The organism is Sinosporangium siamense (assembly GCF_016863435.1).
Classification (GTDB): domain Bacteria; phylum Actinomycetota; class Actinomycetes; order Streptosporangiales; family Streptosporangiaceae; genus Sinosporangium; species Sinosporangium siamense.
The window spans coordinates 88,767-110,559 of the sequence record NZ_BOOW01000018.1; the positions used below are offsets into that span (position 1 = coordinate 88,767).

At 70.1% G+C, this 21,793-nt stretch carries 13 protein-coding genes; 10 read left to right on the plus strand and 3 right to left on the minus strand.

The window, feature by feature from the left end; translation table 11 throughout:
• Positions 1 to 303: 303 nt before the first annotated feature.
• Genes Ssi02_RS13735 through Ssi02_RS13745 form a run of 3 tightly spaced genes read right to left on the minus strand, consistent with a single transcriptional unit; the run spans position 304 to position 5,484 of the window.
• A complete protein-coding gene (locus tag Ssi02_RS13735; protein WP_204025507.1) occupies positions 304 to 1,635 on the minus strand; it encodes a maltokinase N-terminal cap-like domain-containing protein in 1,332 nt (443 codons plus the stop codon).
• Between the two features lie 3 nt (positions 1,636 to 1,638).
• Positions 1,639 to 3,342 carry a maltose alpha-D-glucosyltransferase gene (gene treS, locus Ssi02_RS13740; RefSeq protein ID WP_204025509.1) on the minus strand — a complete coding sequence of 568 codons (1,704 nt, stop codon included), beginning with the start codon at positions 3,340 to 3,342 and terminating at the stop codon, positions 1,639 to 1,641.
• A gap of 30 nt (positions 3,343 to 3,372) precedes the next feature.
• Positions 3,373 to 5,484 carry an alpha-1,4-glucan--maltose-1-phosphate maltosyltransferase gene (locus Ssi02_RS13745; RefSeq protein WP_204025511.1) on the minus strand — a complete coding sequence of 704 codons (2,112 nt, stop codon included), beginning with the start codon at positions 5,482 to 5,484 and terminating at the stop codon, positions 3,373 to 3,375.
• A gap of 999 nt (positions 5,485 to 6,483) precedes the next feature.
• On the opposite strand from Ssi02_RS13745, the gene glgP reads away from it, so the two are divergent.
• The 10 genes from glgP (at position 6,484) to Ssi02_RS13795 (ending at position 21,754) form a co-directional block, all read left to right on the plus strand.
• The gene (gene glgP, locus Ssi02_RS13750; RefSeq protein WP_204025512.1) at positions 6,484 to 9,081 is read left to right on the plus strand and encodes an alpha-glucan family phosphorylase; all 2,598 of its coding nucleotides are present in this window, start codon (positions 6,484 to 6,486) and stop codon (positions 9,079 to 9,081) included.
• Between the two features lie 386 nt (positions 9,082 to 9,467).
• Complete coding sequence (locus Ssi02_RS13755; protein ID WP_204025513.1) at positions 9,468 to 10,529, plus strand: iron ABC transporter substrate-binding protein; 1,062 nt, start codon at positions 9,468 to 9,470, stop codon at positions 10,527 to 10,529.
• Between the two features lie 81 nt (positions 10,530 to 10,610).
• A complete protein-coding gene (locus Ssi02_RS13760) occupies positions 10,611 to 12,089 on the plus strand; it encodes an ABC transporter permease (RefSeq protein ID WP_239128893.1) in 1,479 nt (492 codons plus the stop codon).
• The gene (locus Ssi02_RS13765) at positions 12,086 to 13,108 is read left to right on the plus strand and encodes an ABC transporter ATP-binding protein (RefSeq protein ID WP_204025515.1); all 1,023 of its coding nucleotides are present in this window, start codon (positions 12,086 to 12,088) and stop codon (positions 13,106 to 13,108) included. Before Ssi02_RS13760 ends, Ssi02_RS13765 begins: the two co-directional genes overlap by 4 nt.
• Before the next feature lie 116 nt (positions 13,109 to 13,224).
• Entirely contained in the window at positions 13,225 to 13,623 is a 399-nt protein-coding gene (locus Ssi02_RS13770) for a hypothetical protein (RefSeq protein ID WP_204025516.1), read from the plus strand.
• Positions 13,614 to 14,879 carry a DUF6395 domain-containing protein gene (locus Ssi02_RS13775; protein WP_204025518.1) on the plus strand — a complete coding sequence of 422 codons (1,266 nt, stop codon included), beginning with the start codon at positions 13,614 to 13,616 and terminating at the stop codon, positions 14,877 to 14,879. The genes Ssi02_RS13770 and Ssi02_RS13775 overlap by 10 nt, the downstream gene beginning before the upstream one ends.
• On the plus strand, positions 14,872 to 16,434 hold the full coding sequence (locus Ssi02_RS13780; RefSeq protein WP_239128894.1) for a flavin monoamine oxidase family protein: 1,563 nt from the start codon (positions 14,872 to 14,874) through the stop codon (positions 16,432 to 16,434). The genes Ssi02_RS13775 and Ssi02_RS13780 overlap by 8 nt, the downstream gene beginning before the upstream one ends.
• A 247-nt stretch (positions 16,435 to 16,681) precedes the next feature.
• A complete protein-coding gene (locus Ssi02_RS13785; RefSeq protein WP_204025953.1) occupies positions 16,682 to 17,203 on the plus strand; it encodes a YbaK/EbsC family protein in 522 nt (173 codons plus the stop codon).
• Between the two features lie 302 nt (positions 17,204 to 17,505).
• Positions 17,506 to 19,680: a serine/threonine-protein kinase gene (locus Ssi02_RS13790; protein WP_204025520.1), complete on the plus strand. Its 2,175-nt coding sequence runs from the start codon at positions 17,506 to 17,508 to the stop codon at positions 19,678 to 19,680.
• Between the two features lie 61 nt (positions 19,681 to 19,741).
• On the plus strand, positions 19,742 to 21,754 hold the full coding sequence (locus tag Ssi02_RS13795) for a serine/threonine-protein kinase (RefSeq protein WP_204025522.1): 2,013 nt from the start codon (positions 19,742 to 19,744) through the stop codon (positions 21,752 to 21,754).
• The last annotated feature ends 39 nt before the right edge of the window (positions 21,755 to 21,793 follow it).

The following is a 21,793-nucleotide window of genomic DNA, read 5'->3' on the forward strand; positions in this document are numbered from 1 at the left end:
CCTAACCCTGCCCGAGATCCGGCGCTCAACCCATCTTTTCGACAAGGTGCAGGTGGAGAAGTCACCATGTCGGCGCGAATCCGCACGACACCGCCCGAGGACGCTTCCCCGCGACGCCGAAGTCGGGTGCTGAGCGTGAATGGCATCATTTCGGGCGGTCGGCCCCGTCCGGACTGCCGTGCCGAACACCTAGGGCGGGGGAGCGACGAACATCGACGACAGGCAGGCGCCGGCGGGCGACGAACGCCGGGAACGGGGGAGCCGTCGCGGTCGGCTCCTGCCGTTCTCGCCGGGTCCCCGGCGCTAGTCGCGGAAGGCGGCCAAGGGGATGTCCACCCAGGTGGGGCGGTTGCGGGCCTCGTAGACGACCTCGTAGACGGCCTTGCTCAGCTCCAGGGCGCGCAGCAGGATCGCGTCGTTCGAGGTCAGGCGGCCGCCGCCCGAGGTGTAGCCGCGGAGGAAGGCGGCGCGGTTGTGGCCCGCCCACTGGTCGGCGCGCGGGCCGAGGTATTCGGCCTCGGGGTGGCCGGCGAGCAGGTGGCGGGCGGCGTAGTCGAAGGAGCGGAGCATGCCGGCGACGTCGCGGAGTGGTGAGGAGAGGGCGCGGCGCTCGTCGAGGGGCTGACCGGGTTCGCCCTCGAAGTCGAGGATGACCCAGTCGGTCGTCGTACGCATGACCTGGCCCAAGTGATAATCGCCGTGCACCCTCTGGACGGGAATGTCGCCGGTGGTGCCGGCGAGCCGGTCGAAGGCGCGTTCGGCGGGGTCCGCGTAGGCCGCGAGCTCGGGCACCTCCTGGATGGCGCGGGCGAGTCGGCCGCGGAAGCCCTCGGTCATACGTTTGATCTCGGGCGGCTCGATGATGTCGACGGGGAAGGCGGCGGCCAGCTCGGCGTGGACCTGGGCCGTCGCGGTGCCGAGGCGCTCGGCCTCGGCGGCGAAGTCGCCGCCCGCGTCGCCCGCGGTGATCTCGGGCAGGGAGGCGTAGAGGTCGCGCACACTGGTCAGGGCCAGGGCCCAGCCGTCGTTGGCGGTGGACAGATATTCCTGGAGGAAGGCCAGCGTGGTGGTCTTACCGTCGAGGTCGGTCTCGATCCAGCCGTACGGCTTGGCGATGTGGGGCGCCCCCCGGCGCGCCAGAGCGGTGACGATCTCCAGCTCCGGGTTGACGCCGGGGATCAGGCGGCGGAACAGCTTGCAGATGTAGTCCTCGCCGTAGACGAGGGACGTGTTGGACTGCTCGGCGCCGAGCACGAGACTGCGGAGGTTCTCCTCGATCCGGATGCCTTCGATGTGGCGGAACCTCAAGCGGCCGAGGTCCTCGCCGTGGGCCATGGCGATGAGCAGGCGCCCGGTGATGTCCGCGTCGTGGGCGGCGTCGTAGTAGGAGATGTCGTCGGAGTGGCCGATCAGGGCGTGGTTCAGGCGCTGCGGCAGCTCGCTGCGGATGCCCAGCAGGAGTTGGTAACGGTCGGCCGACAGGCCCTGCCGTACTTCGACGATGACATGGTGTAGTGCGGGATCGCCGGAGATCAGGGCGAGGTCGGAGTCGACACGCACAGCGTCGATCGCACGCCCCTTGCCGGCGAACCACCGTTGTCGCGGGATCCATCCGGCAAGGAGCTCTTCAAGCACTTCTCACGCCTCCTCGATGGCGGGTGGCAAGGTGAACCAGTAGAAACCATGCCCCGGAAGTGTCAAAAGATACGGAAGTTCGCCGATTGGGGGGAAAGGAACACCGCCCATGGTCTCCACCGGGGTGACACCTTCGAATCTTCGCAGGTCAAGCTCCACCGGCTGAGGGAATCTTGAGAGGTTGTTTACACAGAGCACTCGATCGTCGCCCAGTTCCCGCACATATGCGAGCACGCTGGGGTTCGAGGAGTTGAGCTCGATGTAGTCGCCGAGGCCGAACACCGGGTGGCGCTTGCGGATCTCGATCATGCGCTTGGTCCAGTGGAGCAGGGAGCCCGAGTTCTTCTGCTGCGACTCGACGTTGATCGCCTGGTAACCGTAGATCGGATCCATGATCACCGGCAGGTAAAGCCGGCCGGGGTCGCAGTCGGAGAACCCCGCGTTGCGGTCCGGTGTCCACTGCATGGGTGTGCGCACCCCGTCGCGGTCACCGAGCCAGATGTTGTCGCCCATCCCGATCTCGTCGCCGTAATAGAGCACCGGGGAGCCCGGAAGCGAGAGCAGCAACGCGGTGAAGAGCTCGATCTGGTTGCGGTCGTTCTCCAGGAGCGGCGCGAGCCGCCGCCGGATGCCGACGTTGGCCCGCATGCGCGGATCCTTGGCGTATTCGGCGTACATGTAGTCGCGCTCTTCGTCGGTCACCATTTCGAGGGTGAGCTCGTCGTGGTTGCGAAGGAAGATGCCCCACTGGCAGTTCTCGGGGAGCTTCGGAGTCTGCGCCATGATCTCCGAGATCGGATATCGGGATTCGCGGCGAACCGCCATGAAGATGCGCGGCATGAGCGGGAAGTGGAAGGCCATGTGGCATTGGTCGCCGCCGGTCACGGGGTCGCCGAAGTATTCGACGACGTCGGCCGGCCACTGGTTGGCCTCGGCGAGCAGCACACGGTCGGGATAGAGCCGGTCGATCTCCTTGCGCACCCGCTTCAGATATTCGTGGGTGGCGGGAAGGTTCTCGCAGTTGGTGCCGTCCTGCTCGAAGAGGTATGGCACGGCGTCGAGACGGAATCCGTCGATGCCGAGGTCGAGCCAGAAGCGCAGAACCTCCAGCATCGCCTCCTGCACCGCCGGGTTCTCGTAATTGAGGTCGGGCTGGTGGTGGAAGAAACGATGCCAGTAGTACTGCCCGCGCACGGGATCGTGCGTCCAGTTGGACGTCTCGGTGTCGACGAAGATGATGCGGGCGTCCTTGTACAGCTCATCGGTGTCGGACCACACGTAGAAGTCGCCGAAGGGGCCGTCGGGGTCGCTGCGGGACGCCTGGAACCACGGATGCTGGTCACTCGTGTGGTTCATGACGAGGTCGGCGATCACCCGCATGCCGCGCTTGTGCGCCTCGTCGACCAGTTTGACGAAGTCCCCGAGGTCCCCGAAGTCCGGCAGGATCTTCGTGAAATCGGAGATGTCGTAGCCGCCGTCCCGCAGGGGGGACTCATAGAGCGGGAGGAGCCAGAGGCAGTCCACGCCGAGCCATTGCAGATAATCGAGCCTGCCGATCAACCCGCGGATGTCGCCCGTGCCGTCTCCGTTGGAGTCGGTGAAACCTCTGATGAGCACCTCGTAGAAGACTGCGCGCTTGTACCAGTAAGGGTCGCGCGGTGTCTCGTGTGTGAAGGTGTTCGGAACGGGCTGAGGTATCGAGCTCACCTTTCAGACTCCCCCCTGATTCGAGTGGTTCTATCGACGCACGGTAAAGACGTGGGCGGGGTGGATGTGAGGGTCGAGGCGCACGTAGTTGGACTGCCGCCAGCGGTATGACTCACCTGACAGTTCGTCGTCCACGACGAACTCGGCGTTCCAGTCGAGACCGAGCGCAGGGAGGTCCAGACTGACCGTGGCCTCACGGGTGTTATGTGGGTCGAGATTGACGACCGCCAGCACCACATCGCCTAGCCCGTGCCGTTGTGTGGCCGTGTCGTAGGCACCGGGGAGCCGCTTGGAGAAGCAGATCAACTCCGGTTGGTCAACGCTGTGGAACCGTAGATTACGCAATTCCTGGAGCGCTGGGTGGGCTCTTCTGAACAAATTCAGCTGAGTGATGAGAGGGGCGATGCTGCGCCCTTCGCGCTCGGCGGCAACCCAATCGCGAGGCCTATACTGATATTTCTCGCTATCTAGGTATTCTTCACTCCCCGGACGAACCGGGACATTCTCCAGCAATTCATAGCCAGAGTAGACACCCCACGTAGGCGACATCAATGCCGCCAAAATTGCACGAATCTCAAACGCCGGTCGACCGCCGTGCTGAAGGTATTCGTGAAGGATGTCGGGCGTGTTGACGAAGAGGTTGGGCCGCAGATAATGCGATGTCTCGTGGGAGAGTTCCCAGAGATAGTCCTCGAGTTCGGCTTTGCCGTTCTTCCAGGTGAAATAGGTGTATGACTGATCGAACCCGACCTTCGCCAGGGTGCGCATCATGGCCTGCCGGGTGAACGCCTCCGACAGGAACAGGACGTCGGGGTCGGTCTCGTGGATCTCGCCGAGCATCTTCTCCCAGAAGGACACCGGTTTGGTGTGGGGGTTGTCCACCCGGAAGATGCGCACACCGAGATCCATCCAGTGCCGGATCACCCGCTTGACCTCGGCGAAGACGCCGTCGAAGTCCTTGTCGAAGTTGACGGGGTAGATGTCCTGATATTTCTTCGGCGGGTTCTCCGCGTAGGCGATGCTGCCGTCCGCCCGGATGGTGAACCACTCCGGGTGCTCCTTCACCCAGGGGTGGTCGGGGGAGCACTGGAGCGCGAGGTCGAGGGCGACCTCCATGCCGAGCTCACGGGCGCGGGCGACGAACGCCTTGAAGTCCTCATCCGTGCCGAGGTCTGGATGGATCGCGTCGTGCCCGCCGAATTCCGATCCGATCGCCCAGGGCGACCCGGGGTCGTCGGGCTCGGCGTGCAGAGTGTTGTTCCGGCCCTTGCGGTGGGAGTGCCCGATGGGGTGGATGGGGGGCAGGTAGACGACGTCGAAGCCCATTGCGGCGATCGCGGGCAGCCGCCGCGCCGCTGTCACGAAATTTCCGGACTTGGGGAAGTCGTCTTCCAGTGCGACCCCCTCGGAGCGCGGGAAGAACTCGTACCACGACCCGAACAGCGCCCTCCGCCGCGACACCACCACCTGGTTCCGCCCCGACCTCGTCACCAGGTCGCGCAGCGGATGGGCCGTGAGCAGCGCGGCCGTCTCGGGGAGCTGGGCGATCGACAGCCGGGCCCTCGGGTCGAGGTTGTCGTCGCGCAGCTTGGCGGCGACGGCCTGGAGGGCGGCCCGGTGGCCGCACGTGCCCCCGCCCGCGGACATCGGGGGGATGTCGCTCTCGGCGTCGTCACCCGCGGGTTCGTCCGGTGGGCCCGGGGTGGCGACGGGCGCGGTGAAGCGGCCCTCAGGACGGCACTCGGCCGGGCGCACGGCCTTGGCCGCCCGCTCGAACAGCCGGGCGCCCTCCTCGCACATGAGGTCGGCGTCGATGCCGCGCGGGATCTTGATGCCGGCGTCGTGCAGCCAGGTGGCGAGCGGGTCGCCCCACGCCTCCACCCGGAACTGCCACTCACCCTCGGTGGGCAGCGTGACCGAGACACCCCATCGATCGGTGCCGGGGGCGAGCTCGCGCATGCGGAGCAGGGAGCTGCGCGCGCCGTCCGGATCGGTCAGCACGACTCCCGCCGCGACGGCGTCGTGCCCCTCCCGGAAGACCGTGGCACTGATCTCAAAGGTCTCACCGGCTGCGGCCTTGGCGGGGCGTGCCCCGCAGTCCACGATGGGGTGAATGTCCTGAATGGGGATTCTTCCGATCATCGCATTTCAAGGTAGCGACGGCACACCCGGTGCCGCCGGGAAGGTGAACCAAGACCGGGGTCTTGGGCTGATTAGTGAGTGGCTCTCGTCTTCTTGGGCAATAGCGAACGGGTGTCAATCAATCGTTTTCAGTCGTGCAGGTCAGGCAGGTCGCCGGGTGCTGCTCGCGGGTGTCAGGCAAGGTCATCGAGATGAGCCTTCCCCGACCTGGGCTCGCTCATCCCGCAGGCCGCCGGCGACGTCCCGCGGGCCGCAGGTCCACCACGGAACAGGACACCCGTGGACCACATCATGGCGCGTCCGCGGAGGGCCCGCACGGTGAGATCCCCGCAGGTGGGCAGGCGGCTCACCGGGCATCTCCGCCCTAGTCGCCGGCACCCCGTTCGCGACCGGGTGATGCCGGTACGGCCTCAGCCGGGCAGTGCGTCGTGCGGCGGCGGGCGGCCAGCGGCCCACGGCTCGATATAGAAGGCTGTCATTCCGCGCCGACGGCCACCGGACCCTCGGTGCGGCGAGGTTTGATGGGCTTGATACATAAAAAGGAGGTGCCCCCATAGTCGCTCTTCATGCACCCCTCTGGAAAGAGGTGTAGACCCCTTTCCTGCCAACTCTGGGGTTCGCCGGGCGCATGCCCGCGGTTATCGTGCTGGTGACGGGAAACATGCTCGGGGAGTTGCCGCAGCGGGCCCGCGCCGTACACGCTTGTCTTGTACACGATCGTGGGGGCGCTCGGTGTCCGCCACATCTCCGGGAGGGGAAATCTTGCCGTGCGGTGTTTGAACGATGTTGACGATGGTTAGGGAAGGAGTTTGGGCTTTTTCAACTGTCCCGTGAGTCGCCCGCTCCGATCCCGCACCTGATCGGGATGGGGCGTCTAAGGTCAAGATTCCTGAAGTCGATGAAGAAATACGCACTCGTATGCCGGGCTGACTGAGCCGGCATACCGACAGGAGTGTTTCGGTCGCGCTACGTGGCGCTGAGAAAATAGGGTCTGACACCGTGAGAGCAATCCGCAGGTTCACCGTCCGAACCGTTCTCCCCCCGCAGCTCGCCGCACTCGGCGAACTCGTCCACAACCTTCGCTGGTCATGGCACCCCGAGACGACGGACCTCTTCGCCGAGGTCGACCCGGTCGTCTGGGAGCGGGTGGGCCACGATCCGGTGGCGCTGCTCGGCGCCGTCGAGGCCGGGCGCCTGACCGAGCTGGCCGGCGACCGGCGTTTCCTGCGCCGTCTCGCCGACGCCGCCGACGACCTGCGCGAATACATGACCGGCCCGAGGTGGTATCAAACCCAGGCCGACGCCCCCGCCGCCATCGCCTATTTCTCCCCGGAATACGGCATAGCCGCGGCACTGCCGCAATATTCCGGCGGCCTCGGCATCCTCGCCGGCGATCACCTCAAGACCGCCAGCGACCTCGGCGTGCCCATCCTGGCGGTCGGCCTGCTTTACCGCCACGGCTACTTCACCCAGTCGTTGTCCCCCGAGGGGTGGCAGCTTGAGCACTACCCGAGCCTCGACCCCGGCGGGCTGCCGCTCACCCTCCTCAAGGAGGACGACGGCACCCCGGCGAGGGTGCACATCTCGCTCCCCGAGGGGCGCACCCTCCACGCCCAGGTCTGGGTGCTCCAGGTCGGCCGTGTCCCGCTGCTGCTCCTCGACTCCGACGTCGCCGACAACGACACCCTCGCCAGGGACGTCACCGACAGGCTCTACGGCGGCGGCGGCGATCACCGGCTGATGCAGGAGTTGCTGCTCGGCGTGGGCGGGGTCCGTGCGATCCGCGCCTACTGCCGCGTCACCGGGCACGCCGAGCCCGAGGTGTTCCACACCAACGAGGGCCACGCCGGCTTCCTCGGGCTGGAGCGCATCCGCGAGCTCACCGAGGCCCGGCTGTCCTTCGACGAGGCCCTGGAGGCGGTGCGCGCCGGCACGGTGTTCACCACGCACACCCCGGTCCCGGCCGGCATCGACCGTTTCCCCGCGGACATGATCGAGCGGCAGTTCGGCGGCGGCAACGCCTGGCCGACCGTCCCGGTCGACCGCATCCTCGCGCTCGGCGCCGAGCCGGACGCGCTCGAGGGGGAGAAGGCCGTCTTCAACATGGCCGTCATGGGCATGCGGCTGGCCCAGCGGGTCAACGGCGTGTCGGAGCTGCACGGCCAGGTCAGCAGGGAGATGTTCCAGGGCCTGTGGCCGGGCTTCGACCTCGGCGAGGTGCCGATCGGGTCGATCACCAACGGCGTGCACGCCCCGACGTGGGTGGGCCGCGAGTTCATGGAGCTCGCCGGGCGCGAGCTGCCCGAGCTGGTGGACCGCTCCCGGGGCTGGGAGGGCATCCGAGGCATCTCCGACGCCGACATCTGGGCGATCAGGGGGCGGCTGCGCCGCCGCCTGGTCGAGGCGGCCCGCCGCAGGCTGCGCAAGTCGTGGCGCGACCGCGGCGTCTCGGCGGCCGAGCTCGGCTGGGTGGACGAGGCGCTCGACCCCGACGTGCTGACGATCGGGTTCGCCCGGCGTGTGCCGTCCTACAAGCGGCTCACGCTCATGCTGAACGACCCCGAGCGCCTGCGCCGGCTGCTGCTCGATCCCGAGCGCCCGGTGCAGATCGTGATCGCGGGCAAGGCCCACCCGGCCGACGAGGGCGGCAAGAAGCTCATCCAGCAGATCGTGAAGTTCGCCGACATGGAGGACGTGCGGCACCGCATCGTCTTCCTGCCCGATTACGACATGACCCTCGGCCAGCTCCTGGTCCAGGGGTGCGACGTGTGGATGAACAACCCGCTGCGCCCTCTGGAGGCGTGCGGCACCTCCGGCATGAAGGCCGCGCTGAACGGCGGGCTCAACCTGTCGATCAAGGACGGCTGGTGGGACGAGTGGTATGACGGCACCAACGGCTGGGCCGTGCCCACCGCCGACGGCGTCGACGATCCCGACCGGCGCGACGAGCTGGAGTCGCAGGCGCTCTACGACCTCATCCAGATCGAGGTGGCCGACCGCTTCTACGACCGTGCCGCCGACGGCCTGCCCCGCCGCTGGCTGGAGATGGTCAAGCACACGCTCACCTCGCTCGGGCCGAAGGTGCTGGCCGGGCGCATGCTGCGCGACTACGTCGTCGATCTCTACAACCCGGCGGCGCTGTCGGCGCGGGCCCTGTCGGCGCGCGGGTTCGAGCAGGCGCGGGGCTTCGCCGCCTGGAAGCTCCGGGTGACCCGGGCCTGGCCGGGCGTCAGGGTCGAGCACGTCGAGACCTCCGGCGTGGGCGACACGCCCGAGGTTGGCACCGCCCTCGATCTGCGGGCCACGATCGCGCTCGGCGAGCTTGAGCCAGGCGACGTGCTCGTGCAGGCGGCCTACGGCCGGGTCGGGCTCCACGACGAGCTCACGGCTCCGCAATACGCCACGATGAGCGCCGCGGAGGTGGGGGACGACGGGAAGGCGTGCTTCACCGGCACGGTGCCGCTCGACCGCACGGGCGCCTTCGGTTACAGCGTGCGGGTCGTGCCCAACCACCCGTTGATGGCCTCACCGGCCGAGCTCGGGTTGATCGCCGTGCCCGAGGAGCCCGCGGGCATGACGAACGGCACGCTGCGCTAGCGGCTGCGGCCTCTGCGAGACCCCCTGGTGCGGCACCGCCGACTAGGGGGTCTTGTGGTCGGGGGCGGGCAGGGGTGACATATCCTCACCACGTCGTGTGGTCCTTCACAGTGGGGGCTGGGAGTCAGGGCCTGGTTAGGTTAGGCTATCTTTAGTCACCGTCAGCAGCCCGTTTGGGCCGCGCCGCGCTGTGCCCGCAAAGCCGCGTGACGAGGCCCGTCTCGTCGGCACGGTGACCTCGCCGCGGCCGACGCCCGACCGGTCACCGTGGCCATGAAGCGCAGCGGCGCCTCTCAGACCCGGTCCCCTCATCACACCCACCCCGCAGCCGCGTCCTTGGGGGCTGGACGTCCTGCTCCGCGTGCAATCCACTAGTGAGGAACCACATGTCCATGCGAAGGCTGATCGCAGCCGCCCTGCTCCCGCTCGCCCTGACCGCCGCGGCGTGCGGTGGCCAGGCCACGCAGGAGGCGCAGACCACCCCCGCGCCGGGAACCTCCGCGACGCCGGAGAGCTTCGGGGAGAACTCGCTGGTCATCTACTCCGGGCGGAACGAGAACCTGATCGCCCCCCTGATCGACAAGCTCAAGGCCGCCACCGGGGTGGACGTCCAGGTGCGCTACGGCGACAGCGCCGAACTCGCCGCCCAGATCCTCGAAGAGGGCGACCGCACCCGCGCCGACCTCTACTTCTCCCAGGACGCGGGCGCCCTCGGCGCGCTGTCCAAGGCCGGGCTGCTGGCTCCGCTGCCCCAGCCGCTGCTCGATCGTGTTCCGGAGAAATACCGCGGCGCCGACGGCACCTGGGTGGGTGTCTCCGGGCGTGCCCGCGTGATCGCCTACGACCCGCGCCAGGTGAAGGACGCCCCGAAGAGCGTCTTCGACCTGACCGACCCGAAATACAAGGGCAAGGTCGGCTGGGCCCCCACCAATGCCTCGTTCCAGTCGTTCGTGACCGCGCTGCGTGAGGTCTCCGGCGAGGACAAGGCCCGCAAGTGGCTCACCGACATGAAGGCCAACGACACCCAGACCTTCGCCAAGAACGGCGACATCCTCAACGCCCTCGACGAGGGCAAGATCTCGGCCGGCCTCATCAACCACTACTACTGGTTTGAGAAGGTCGCCGAGAAGGGCGAGGCCGCCGTGCCGTCCAAGCTGGCGTTCCCGCAGGCCGGCGACCCGGGCTCGCTCGTCAACGTCGCGGGCGTGGCGGTGCTCAAGGCGTCCAAGCGTGCCGAGGTCGCGCAGAAGGCGACCGACTTCCTGCTCGCCGCCGAGGCGCAGAAGTACTTCTCCGACGACACCAAGGAATATCCGCTGATCGAGGGCGTTCCGACCGCCGCCGGACTTCCCGCGCTCGACTCGATCAAGGGCCCGGACCTCGACCTGGGCAAGCTCGACTCACTCGACCAGACCCTCACCCTGCTGAAAGAGGTCGGGCTCGTCTAAATGGCCCGCACGGTCACATCAAGTTCCGCACGTGGAACCCGCCTGGGCCGCCCGCTCCGGCGGGTTCCGCGTGTCCTGCTCGTGCCCGCCGTTCTCACCGCCCTGATCTCCCTGCTGCCGGTCGCCTACCTCGTCGTGCGGGCGTCGGGCGGCGGAATCGAGACGGTGGTGGAGACGATCTGGCGGGCCCGCACGTGGGAGCTCACGGTGGCGAGCCTGGGGCTGGCCGCCGCCGTCACGTTGCTGAGCATCTTCGTCGGTGTCTCCCTCGCCTGGCTCGTCGTGCGCACCGACCTGCCGGGCCGCCGCGTTTTCGGCGTGCTCGCCGCGCTGCCGCTGGCGGTGCCCTCCTACGTCGCCGCCTACATCTGGATCGCCGCCTTCCCCGGCCTGACCGGATTCACGGGATCGGTGCTGGTGCTCACCTTGGTGAGCTATCCGTATGTCTATCTCCCGGTCGCGGCGGCGCTGGCCAGGATCGACCCGGCGATGGAGGAGGTCGCGCTGTCCCTGGGGCGCGGCCGTATGTCTGTCGTGCTGCGGCAACTGCGGCCGTCGGCCGCCGCCGGCGCGCTGCTGGTCGCGATGTATGCGCTGGGGGAGTTCGGCGCGGTGTCCATCATGCGGTTCGACGTCTTCACCACGCAGATCTACACCTCCTACCGCGCCAGCTTCGACCGCACCCCGGCAGCCGTGCTCGGCCTGCTCCTCGTGGTCGTCACGTTCGTGATCGTCGTCGCCGAGTCGCGGTCACGCGGCCGCGCGGCCTACGCCACCCGCGGCGCCCCGCCCCGGCGGCGGCGCGTGGTCGCGCTGCGCCCGGCGGGCAAGGCCGCCGCCCTCGTGTGGTCCGGCGCGGTCGCCGCGGCGGCGGTCGGATTCCCGTTCGCCGGGATCTGCTACTGGCTGCTGGAAGGCGCCTCCTCCGGGGTGCGCCCCGACCGGCTGCTCGCTGCCTTCGGCGCGACCGTCGGCATGGCGGCGGCGGGCGCCCTGGTGAGCACGGCGCTCGCCGTGCCGGTCGGCGTCATCGCGGCGCGTTACCGGAGCAGGACGGCCTCGGTGCTTGAGCAGGCGAGCTATGTGGGGCACGCCCTGCCCGGCATCGTGGTCGCTCTGTCGCTGGTCTTCTTCGCCGTGCGCTACGCATATCCGCTCTATCAGCGGTGGCCCATGCTCGTGCTGGCTTATGCCGTACTCTTCCTGCCAGCGGCGGTGGGGGCGGTGCGGGCGTCGGTGCTTCAGTCGCCGCCGGTGCTGGAGGAGGTCGCGCGATCCCTCGGGCGGGGGCCTTTCGCGGTGATGCGGCAGGTCACGCTGCCGCTCGCGCTGCCGGGGGTGACGGCCGGCGCGGCGCTCGTCTTCCTCACCGCGATGAAGGAGTTGCCGGCGACGCTGCTGCTGCGGCCCACCGGCATGGACACCCTCGCCACGCGGCTCTGGACCGAGACGGGGTCGGGAGCGTACGGCGCGGCCGCGCCCTATGCCGCGGTCCTGATGCTGGTGGCCGCGGTGCCGGGGTTCGTGCTGGGCCGCCGTTCCACGAAAGAGGACACATGAGACTGGAAGTCGACGGGGTGTCAAAGGCGTTCGGCGGCACGCGGGTGCTCGACGACGTGTCGCTGGTGGTCGACGACGGTGAGCTGGCAGCGGTGCTCGGGCCTTCCGGTTGCGGGAAGACGACGCTGCTGCGCATCGTGGCGGGGTTCGAGAGCGCGGACGCGGGGTCGGTCGCCGTCGGGGGCGCCGACATCACATCGTTGCCGCCGGAGCGGCGCAGGATCGGGATCGTGCCGCAGGAGGCCGCGCTGTTCCCGCACCTGACGGTGAGGCGCAACGTGGGGTTCGGGTTGCCGCGCGGGGCGGCGTCGGCCGAACGCGCCCGCGAGTGCCTGGACCTAGTGGGCCTTTCCGGTTTCGGCGACCGTATGCCGCACGAGCTGTCCGGCGGCCAGCAGCAGCGGGTGGCGCTCGCCCGCGCGCTCGCGCCGGGCCCCGGCGTGGTGCTGCTCGACGAGCCCTTCAACGCGCTGGACCGGTCCCTGCGGGTCAGTGTGCGCGACGACGTGCGCGACGCCCTGAAGCGGGCCGGCGCGACCGCGGTGCTGGTCACGCACGACCAGGAGGAGGCCATGTCGATGGCCGACACCGTCGCGGTCATGCGGGAGGGGCGCATCGTGCAGAAGGACGAGCCGGCGTCGGTCTACGCGGCTCCGCGCGACCTCGGGGTCGCCACCTTCGTGGGGGAGGCGGTGATCCTGCCGGCCTCGGCCGCGGGTGGGGTGGCCTCCTGTGTGCTCGGCGCCCTGCCGTACGCCGCAGGCGGGAGCGAGGGGCAGGGGCGCGTCGCCGTACGCCCCGAGCAGTTCGTGCTCACCGTGCCCGGCGGCGGGACGGTCGGCCGGGTGGAGCGTGTGGAGTTCTTCGGCCACGACGCCGCGCTCACCGTCGTGCTCGACGGTGAGCGCGACGGCGAGGGGGTCGTGATCCGGGCCCGCACCCGGGGCGACGCGGGCCACCGGACGGGCGACCGCGTGGGGGTCGAGGTCGAGGGTTCGGTGTTGTTCTTCGTGTCCTGATCGTTGTGTACTCGTTGTCCCTCACCTCGAGGGGGCGAACTCCGATAAGAGCTGGTTTCCTGGGAGTAATCGGGAGTCGCCGGGGACGTCGGGATTTGCCGCTAGGGTGACGTCTCATGCTCCGGTCCCTTCTCCTCGGGCTGGTGCCGCCACGGTTCAGGCGCGCCGTGGTCGCACGCTTGGACGCCCGCTATGTCACCAAGGCCGACCATCGCGACGACATCAAGGACTCCCTGTGGGAGATCCAGGTCGTCAGCCGTGAGGTCGCCGCGCTCCGCCGCGACGTGGAGCGGCTCCGGGCACAGCTCGCCGCGGCGGTGCCGAGCCCGGAGCTGGCCGGGCGGGTCGCCGAGGTGGACCGCCTGGCGAAGGAGACCGCCGTGGCCCTCGACCGCGTCCTGCAGAACGAGGTGCTGCTCTGGCAGGCGGTCGACGCGCTCGCCGAGGGCGGCGACGCTCGCGGCGACGACGGCGCACCTGAGCTCGGCGGCGAGGGGTCCGCGCGATGCGTGTGAGCTGGACGCGGGACGGTTTCACGTGGAACCTCGTCTTCCGCCTCGACCCCGAGGACGCCATCACCGGCACAGTCACCGACGGACAGCCGGTCACCATGGCCACCAACTCGTGCCGGGTGGTCCTGCCCCGCACCGTCGCCGAGCCCCATCCGGACCTGCTGGCCGTGGCGGCCTGGTCGATCGTCGCGCCCTGGACGCGCAGACGCGTGCGTTTCGACCGGCCCATCTCGCCCGAGCTCGCGCTGGCCCTGTGGAGCGGCTGGGGGGTGGAGGCCGGCCCGGCCTCCGGCCTGCCCCGGCCGGCCGACGGGGAGCGGCTCGCCCTCTCCTACAGCGGCGGTGCCGACTCGGTGGCCGTCGCCGAGATGCTGGACGACGCACCCTTCATCCACTTCCAACGCGAGCCGCATCCCCGGGTGCCGAACCGGTGGACGCACTACCGGGCCGACGTGCTCGCCGCGCTGGCCGCCGAGACCGGCCGCGACCTCACCATCGTGCGGTCCGATCTGGAGTTCACCCTCGCCGAGCCGCGGCCCGGCTACCCCGAGCACCATGCCGTCGCGGCCGGGGCCCTGCTGCTCGCCGACGACATGAACCTCGGCGGCCTCGCCGTTGGATATGAGCTGGGCTCACGCTGGTTGGGCGGCGACCGCTACCTCCTGCGCTATACGCCGGACAACCCGATGTGGGCGCCCGACGGCATGTGGGGCCGCCTGTTCGCGACCGCCGGTCTGCCGATCGTGTTGCCCGTGGGCGGCGTCAGCGAGGCCGTCACGATGCGCATCGCCCTCGAATCCCGGCTGTCGCCGCAGGTGCGCTGGTGCCTGCGCGGCGACAAGGGCGGCCCGTGCGGCACCTGCGGCAAATGCCTCTACAAGGAGCTGATCCAGGCCGCCGTCGAACGACGGCCCCTCAACACCACGATCACCGCAAAGCGCCCGGTCGCCCGCAAGTGGCAGGACCCTCCGCCATACGGCGGCCAGGAGATGATCGAGTACGGCTGTGCCTGGGTGCCCGGCATCCAGAACACCCCGTTCGCCAAGGCGGCCGAACACCTCGGCGCCACCCCGATGTCGGTCGCCTGGCTGGAGCGCTGCTACCGCCCCGCGATCGCCGAGATCCCGGCGCGCTGGCGCAAACGCGTCGAGGACTACATGGCGCTGGAGGTCGGCTACATGAGCGACGACGAGGCGCGGAAGGTGGAGACCTGGGGCACGGCGCACGGCTTGGACCATGACGGCTCGGACCATGACTGAGCGCGGCCTGTCACGGCGCGCCCTGCTGGTCGGCGTGGGGGCCGCGGGCGGCGCGGGCGCGATGTTCGCCGCCATGAGCGCGCTCGGACTCGCCCCCGGCTCCCATGACACGCCCGCCTTCGACGCGCCCGCGCCGGGCGACTTCGCCCTGCGCGGCCGGGCGGCGGCCAGGGTCGTCGTGCTCGGCGCCGGGGTCGCCGGGCTGACCTGCGCCTACGAGCTGGGCAAGGCGGGCTACGACTGCGTGGTGCTGGAGGCGCGCGACCGCGTGGGCGGGCGCAACCTGACGCTGCGCGGCGGCGACACGCTGCCGGAGATCGGCGGTGAGACGCAGACCGCGAAGTTCGGCGAGGACGTCTACTTCAACGCCGGACCGGCGCGGATCGCGCCGTGGATGGTCACGATGGACTACTGCCGCGAGCTCGGCGTGCCGGTCGAGGTCTTCGTCAACTCCAACTCCTCCGCCTATGTCTACACCGGCGGCATGCGGGCACCCGTGCGCGCCCGCACCGCCCGCGCCGACATGTACGGCTACATCGCCGAACTCCTGGCCAAGGCCACCGACGCCGGCGCCCTGGACAAACGCCTCACCGAGCAGGACCGTGAGCGGCTGCTCGAATTCCTGAGCGGCTTCGGCGACATCGGCGGGAAACACACCTACGAGGGCAGCCCCCGGCGCGGCTTCGGCGCCTGGCCGGGCATCCTGCCGGGCACCCCGCTGCCCGGCCCCGGCACGCTGGCCGAGGTGTTGTCGGCGGGCACCGGCAGGGCGCTCACCATGGACTTCGGCTTCGACCAGGCGGCCCCGATGTTCCAGCCGGTCGGCGGCATGGACACGATCGTCACCGCCCTCGTCAAGGCAGTCGGCGAGCACCGGATCAAGCTCGGCACCCGCGTCACCCGGATCACCGACCGCCCAGGCGGCGTCGAGGTGGCCTACGACGGTGGCGCGGTCACGGGGGACTACTGCATCGCGACGCTCCCGCCGCACGTCCTCGCCAAGATCCCGCACAACCTCGGCACCCCGGTCACCGACGCGCTGCGCACACCCGTGCCGGTCTCCGCGGGCAAGATGGGGCTGGAATACGGCCGCCGGTGGTGGGAGCTGGACGAGAACATCTACGGCGGATCCTCCGAGACCGATCTCGACATCACCCACATCTGGTATCCCTCGCACGGCTACCACTCGCAGCGCGGCCTCGTCGTCGGCTACTACGCGGTCGGCAGGCACGCCGACGGCTACGCCCGGCTGACCCACGACCAGCGGCGGGCACGCGCGCTCACCCAGGGAAAGAAGATCCACGGTGAGCTCTACCGCACCGGCCTGCTGTCGAGCATGTCGATCGAATGGCGCAGGCAGCCGCACATCGAGGGGGCCTGGGTGGCCTGGCCGTCCCACGACGGCGGGTTCACCCTGTTGCAGCGACCGGCCGGGCGGGTCTACTTCGCGGGCGACTGGCTGACCAGCCTGGTCGCCTGGCAGGCCGGTGCCATGGAGTCGGCCCGCAAGGTCGTCACCGAGCTGCACACGCGCGCCCTGGCCCGGCCCGGATAAGCCGGTACGGCGGAAGCCCGGGCGGCGTCCCGCCGGGGCTTCACGGGGCCCTACCGGGCCGCCGAGGAGCCCCGGGGCGGGGCCGGCGGCGTCTCGGCACTGCTCCGGCGGGCCGGTGCGGAAGCCGTGCCCGCGTAAGGTCGGACGATTCCCTATGGTGGACGGTAAGCCTCACCTACCCGCCGCGTCAGAGGGACGGCAGGAGAAGACCGGGGGCCTGATGTGGTGTGAAAGGTGAGTTCTTGTGATCCTCGGCACGCTTGAGTGGGTTCCCGCACTCGACCGGCCCGATCTGCTGGCCGACCCCGTGGCTCGTGCCGTACGCGAGTCGGGAGTCGAGGCGTGGGTGGCGGAGATCGACCCGGCCCTGGCGGACACCGCGGCGTTCTGCGAGCGCTACGGCGTCACCATGACCGAGTCCGCCAACTGCGTGGTCGTCGCCGCCAAGCGCGGGGGTGAGACCCGTCACGCCGCCTGCATGGTGCCGGCCGATCGGCGCGCCGACATCAACGGAGTGGTGCGCCGTCACCTTGATGCCCGAAAGACCTCTTTCGCCCCGATGGATTCCGCAGTGGAGATGACGGGCATGGAATACGGTGGCATCACCCCACTCGGGCTTCCGGGTGAATGGCCGCTTCTGGTGGATGCCGCGGTGGCGGAGCATCCGTGTGTCGTCATCGGAAGCGGGGTGCGCCGCTCCAAACTCGCGGTGTCCGGTGCTGTGCTCGCCGGGTTGAAGCAGGCGGAAGTGCTCGCTCTGACAGTTTGAGCGCACGACAGGGGTTGAAGTAGTTCCCCGATTGGGAAACCGTTGGTATCCGGCCGAACGTTATGTGGTTGGAGACTGGGCGATGCCCTGTTTTCCGACCGCTGCACACCGGTGGGCTTCGGAGAGGGGCCGGAACGCTCCGCCGGATCCGCCGGGTGGTCTCGCGATCCGAACTCGCGAACCAGGGTGAAAGGTGCTCATGTGGGCAATTGGGTCGTCTCTCGGGCAGCCTTAGCGGCAACAGAGTTAAAAGTGGCGGCGTTCAAGGTGGCGGTGTTTCAGCCGGTATGGTGCTGCATGCCATGAATCAGCAGGACGATCGACTGGGGCCTTACAAACTGCTCAGGCGACTTGGGGAAGGCGGCATGGGTGTCGTCCACCTCGCCGTCGATCCACAGGGCCGCCAGGTGGCGGTCAAGGTCCTGCGCCCGGAGGTCGCCGGCGACGACCTCGCCCGGCGGAGGCTCTCCCGTGAGGTGGAGACGCTCAGGCTGGTGCGCAGTGAGCACATCGCCGAGGTGCTCGACGCCGATGTGACCGGCCTGCGGCCGTACATCGTCACCCGCTATGTGGCGGGCGACCCGCTCGACGACGTCGTCAAGCGCGACGGCGCGCTCGACCTGCAGGTGCTGCTCCAGGTCGCCTACGGCGTGGCAGCCGCCCTCGCCGCCGTGCACGAGGAAAGCGTCATCCACCGCGACCTCAAGCCCGGCAACGTGCTCATCCTCGACGGCAAGCCCGTCCTCATCGACTTCGGCATCGCCCAGGCGGTCGACGCCACCAGGCTGACGCAGACCGGCATGTTCATCGGCACGCCCGGCTACCTCGCGCCCGAGATCATCGAGGGCCACGAGGCCGGTCCCGAGGTCGACGTGCACGCATGGGCGGGCACGCTGCTCTACGCCGCGACCGGGCAGCCGCCCTTCGGCAAGGGCACGCTGGAGATGATCTTCTACAACATCACGGCGGGCCGGGCCAACGTAGACGCGGCCCCGCCGGTGCTCCAGCCCCTGCTGCGGGCCGCGCTCCAGCGCGACCCCAAGAAGCGCCCCAAGGCCACCGATCTCGCCGCCCACATCGCCCGCCTGATGCCGCGTCCGACGCCGCCGAGGCCCGGCGCCGTGCGTGTGCCGGACGAGATCATCACGGTGCCGGAGTTCGACAGCGTGCCGCCGAAGGACTCGGGGGACATCCCGACGCCCCGGGTCGTGGGCCCGCGGACCGGGCAGCGCAGGCCGCCGCCCGGCCGCCCGGCGTCCACCCCTCCCGGCGCCTCGAAAGCGATCCCCTCCGGCGCCATCCCCTCGGGTGTGGGCGGTCCCGCCGTGCCCGCCCCGCCGGACGCCGCGGGCAAGACCGGTTCTCGCGACAACCCCGCCACCGGCGACCGGCAATATGTGTCCCTGCTCGGCGACCTCCCGGCGGACGCCCCGCAGGACGACGACCAGCTACCGACCCGCAGGGTGACGACGGACGAGCTGCGCCAGGTCGCCTCCGGCACGTGGGAGCCCTCGCGGCAGCCCGAGGCCCGCGATGCCCGGAGCGACTCGGACGTGCCCACACTGCGCGTCCCGCCCGCCGAGGGCGACGTGCCCACCACGCGGGTGCGCTCGCAAGAGCTGCCGCCCGAGTACTTCCGCTCCGCCCGCCCGCCCGACCCCGCGGCACGACACAGCACCCCGCCGCACGCCCCTGTGCGGCCCGCACAGGGCGGACAGCGGCCGGCCGGGCACCAGGCCCCCTCCGCTCAGACGGCCTCCCACGCTCCGCCGTACCCCCCGCAGCAGGGGCCTTCCGGCACCGCGGCGCCCTATGCGGCGGGCCGGCGCTTCACCCCGCCCGAGGCGGACGCCCGCCGGCAGGGGGTATCCCTGCGCAGGTCGAGGGCGTACGGCGTGGCCACGGTGATGCTGGCCGTGATCATGGTGGGGCTCGCGGTCGTGGCCCCCGTGCTGGTGGCCGCGCTGGCGATTCCCGTCTCGGTGCTGCTGCGCGCGGCCGACCTCGACCAGCCGACGCTCAACGCGCGCCGGCCGGTGGGGGAGGCGGCGGGAGATGTGATCAGGGTGCTCGGCCGGCCGGGGGTGCTGGCGAGGTCGGCCGGCATCACGGCGGCGCTCGTGCCATACGCACTGGTGCTCGGGCTGCCGGTGACGTTGCTGCTCGCGGTGCTGGTCAACTCCATGCCCGTCGCGACGACGCTCAACTGGGGTGCGGCGGTCGCGCTCTGGACCTTGTGCGCCGGACCGGGGGTGGAGGGGCCGAGCCGTCAGATGAAGAGAACGCTCGCGTCCCTGCTTCCCGCGCGTACGGTGGCTGTGACGGCTGCTTGCGCGTTGGCGGCCCTGGCCGGACTGATTCTGGTCGTGGCGGCCGGTGTCGTGGGGGACGGCGCGTTCTCGATCGGCTGGACGCCGATCGACGTCGGCTTCGTCATCGACAGACTGGAAGACCTCAGATGGAAGGCGGCGGGATGAGCACGCGAGGGGGGTGCCGGGAGCGTGGCTCCCGGGACGGCGGACGAGGCGGGGTGATCCGATGAGCGCAAGTGGCGTGGAGGTGCCCGATCGGCTGGGCCCCTACACACTGATCCGCAAGATCGGCGAGGGGGGCATGGGGGTTGTCCACCTGGGCCGCGACGAGGAGGGCCGCGAGGTCGCCGTCAAGGTGCTCCACCCGCACGTCGCCGCCGACCTCAAGGCCCGCGACCGGCTTGAGCGCGAGGTGGAGACCATGCGCCGGGTCCGGTCACAGCACGTGGCCGAGGTCATGGGCGCCCAGATGGCGGGCGACATGCCCTATGTCGCGACGAGGTTCGCCCCCGGGCGCACCCTTGAGGACAAGGTGCTCGCCGAGGGCCCGCTGTCCGACCGCGAGATGGTGCGGCTGATCCGCGGCCTGTGTGAGGCCCTCGTGGCCATCCACGCGGCCGACGTGATCCACCGCGACTTCAAGCCCTCCAACGTGATGCTGGTCGACGGCGATCCCCTCGTCATCGACTTCGGCATCGCCCACCTGGTCAACGCCACCAGGTTGACGCAGACCGGCATGTTCGTCGGCACACCCGGCTATCTCGCGCCCGAGATCATCAAGGACTCCGAGATCACCCAGGCCGCCGACGTGCACGCGCTGGCCTCGACAGTGTTCTTCGGCGCCACGGGCAAGCCGCCCTTCGGCACGGGCGCGTTCGAGGTGGTCTGCTACAACATCATGGAGGGCCGGGCGCAGATCGACCTGGCCCCCGCGTGGCTGCGCGGCTGGTTGCGCAAGGCGCTCGACGTCGAGCCCGGTGCCCGGCCGAGCGCCAGGGCGCTGCTCAAGATGGCCCGCGCCCTCGACCCCGCGGTGACGAGCTTCCACGAGACGCCCGCCGAGACGCGGGTGGAGCGGCTCAGCGAGGGCACACGCGTGCTCGACACGGGGGGCACCTCGGTGCTCGACGCGGCAGGCACCTCGGTGCTCGACCCCGTGCCGGCCGGGCCGCCGGGCAGGCCGGGCGGCTCGCGGTCCGTCGACCAGAAGGACGACTTCGCCGACCTCCTGCCGCCGGTGCAATATGCCGCGCCGCCGCCCAGGCGCAAGGACCGCTCGGGTCCGCGCGAGCAGCGCATGCCTCAGCGGGCCGCCGCCGCTCCCGCGGTCGGCGCGCCCCCGCAGACCGGCGCCCAGTCCAGGGTCGCGCCCCCGCCGTACACCCCGGCCCCGCCGCCCTATCCCGACCAGCGGGTGGCCGGATATCCCGCGCCGCGCCCCACAGGACCGGCTCAGGCATATCCGCCGGCACCCCAGAAGGCCCGGCCGTACTCCCCGCCCGACACCCAGCCGCCTGCCCGGGCGGTGCGGCCGCACACCCCTCCCGCCGCGGATCGGGCGCCCTACCGGGCCGCCCACCCCGTGATCGGGGCGCTGCTGCTCGCGATCCTCGCGGGCGCGGCCTGCATGCTGCCGGTCCTCGTCAGCGCCATCGCGGTCGTGGTGGTGTTGTGCCTGCGCGTCGGCGAATACCTGTTCGGCAACCTCGCCAACCGCCGCACCGAGCGGGGCAGCAGCGCCGCCGACCCGCTCATGGTGGTGGTGGGCACACCCTGGGCGTTGATCAAGGCGGCGCTCGTCACCCTCGTGCACGTGCCTCTGTCGGCCATGGCCGGCATGTGCGTGTGGGGCATATTGCGGTTCGGCTTCGGCCTGACCACCGACTCCGCGGCGGCCTTCGCGGCGGGCGCGTTCGTGCTCGGGCTGTTCCTGCTGCCGGGCGGCGGCGCGCCGCGCAAGGCCGTCACACGCACGCTGACCGGGGTCATCCGCAGTCCCGGTGCGGCGGCGGTGATCGCCATCACGCTCGGCACGATCGCCTTCTTCGTCGTCATGACGGCGGTCGGCACGACCCCGTCCTTCCAGCCGTGGAAGCCGCCGTCGCAGGTGCTGGAGAAGCTCAGCGACGAGTTCCGGCGCACGGTGTCCGAGGGACAGATGGGAATCGTGGACGTTGTGACGGGAATGGTGGGCGATCTTATGTCTAGCCTCGGTTTGGGCTTTTTGACGCGTTGGTAAAGATCTGACGTGTCTTGACCGCTTTGAGGGGAACCCCCG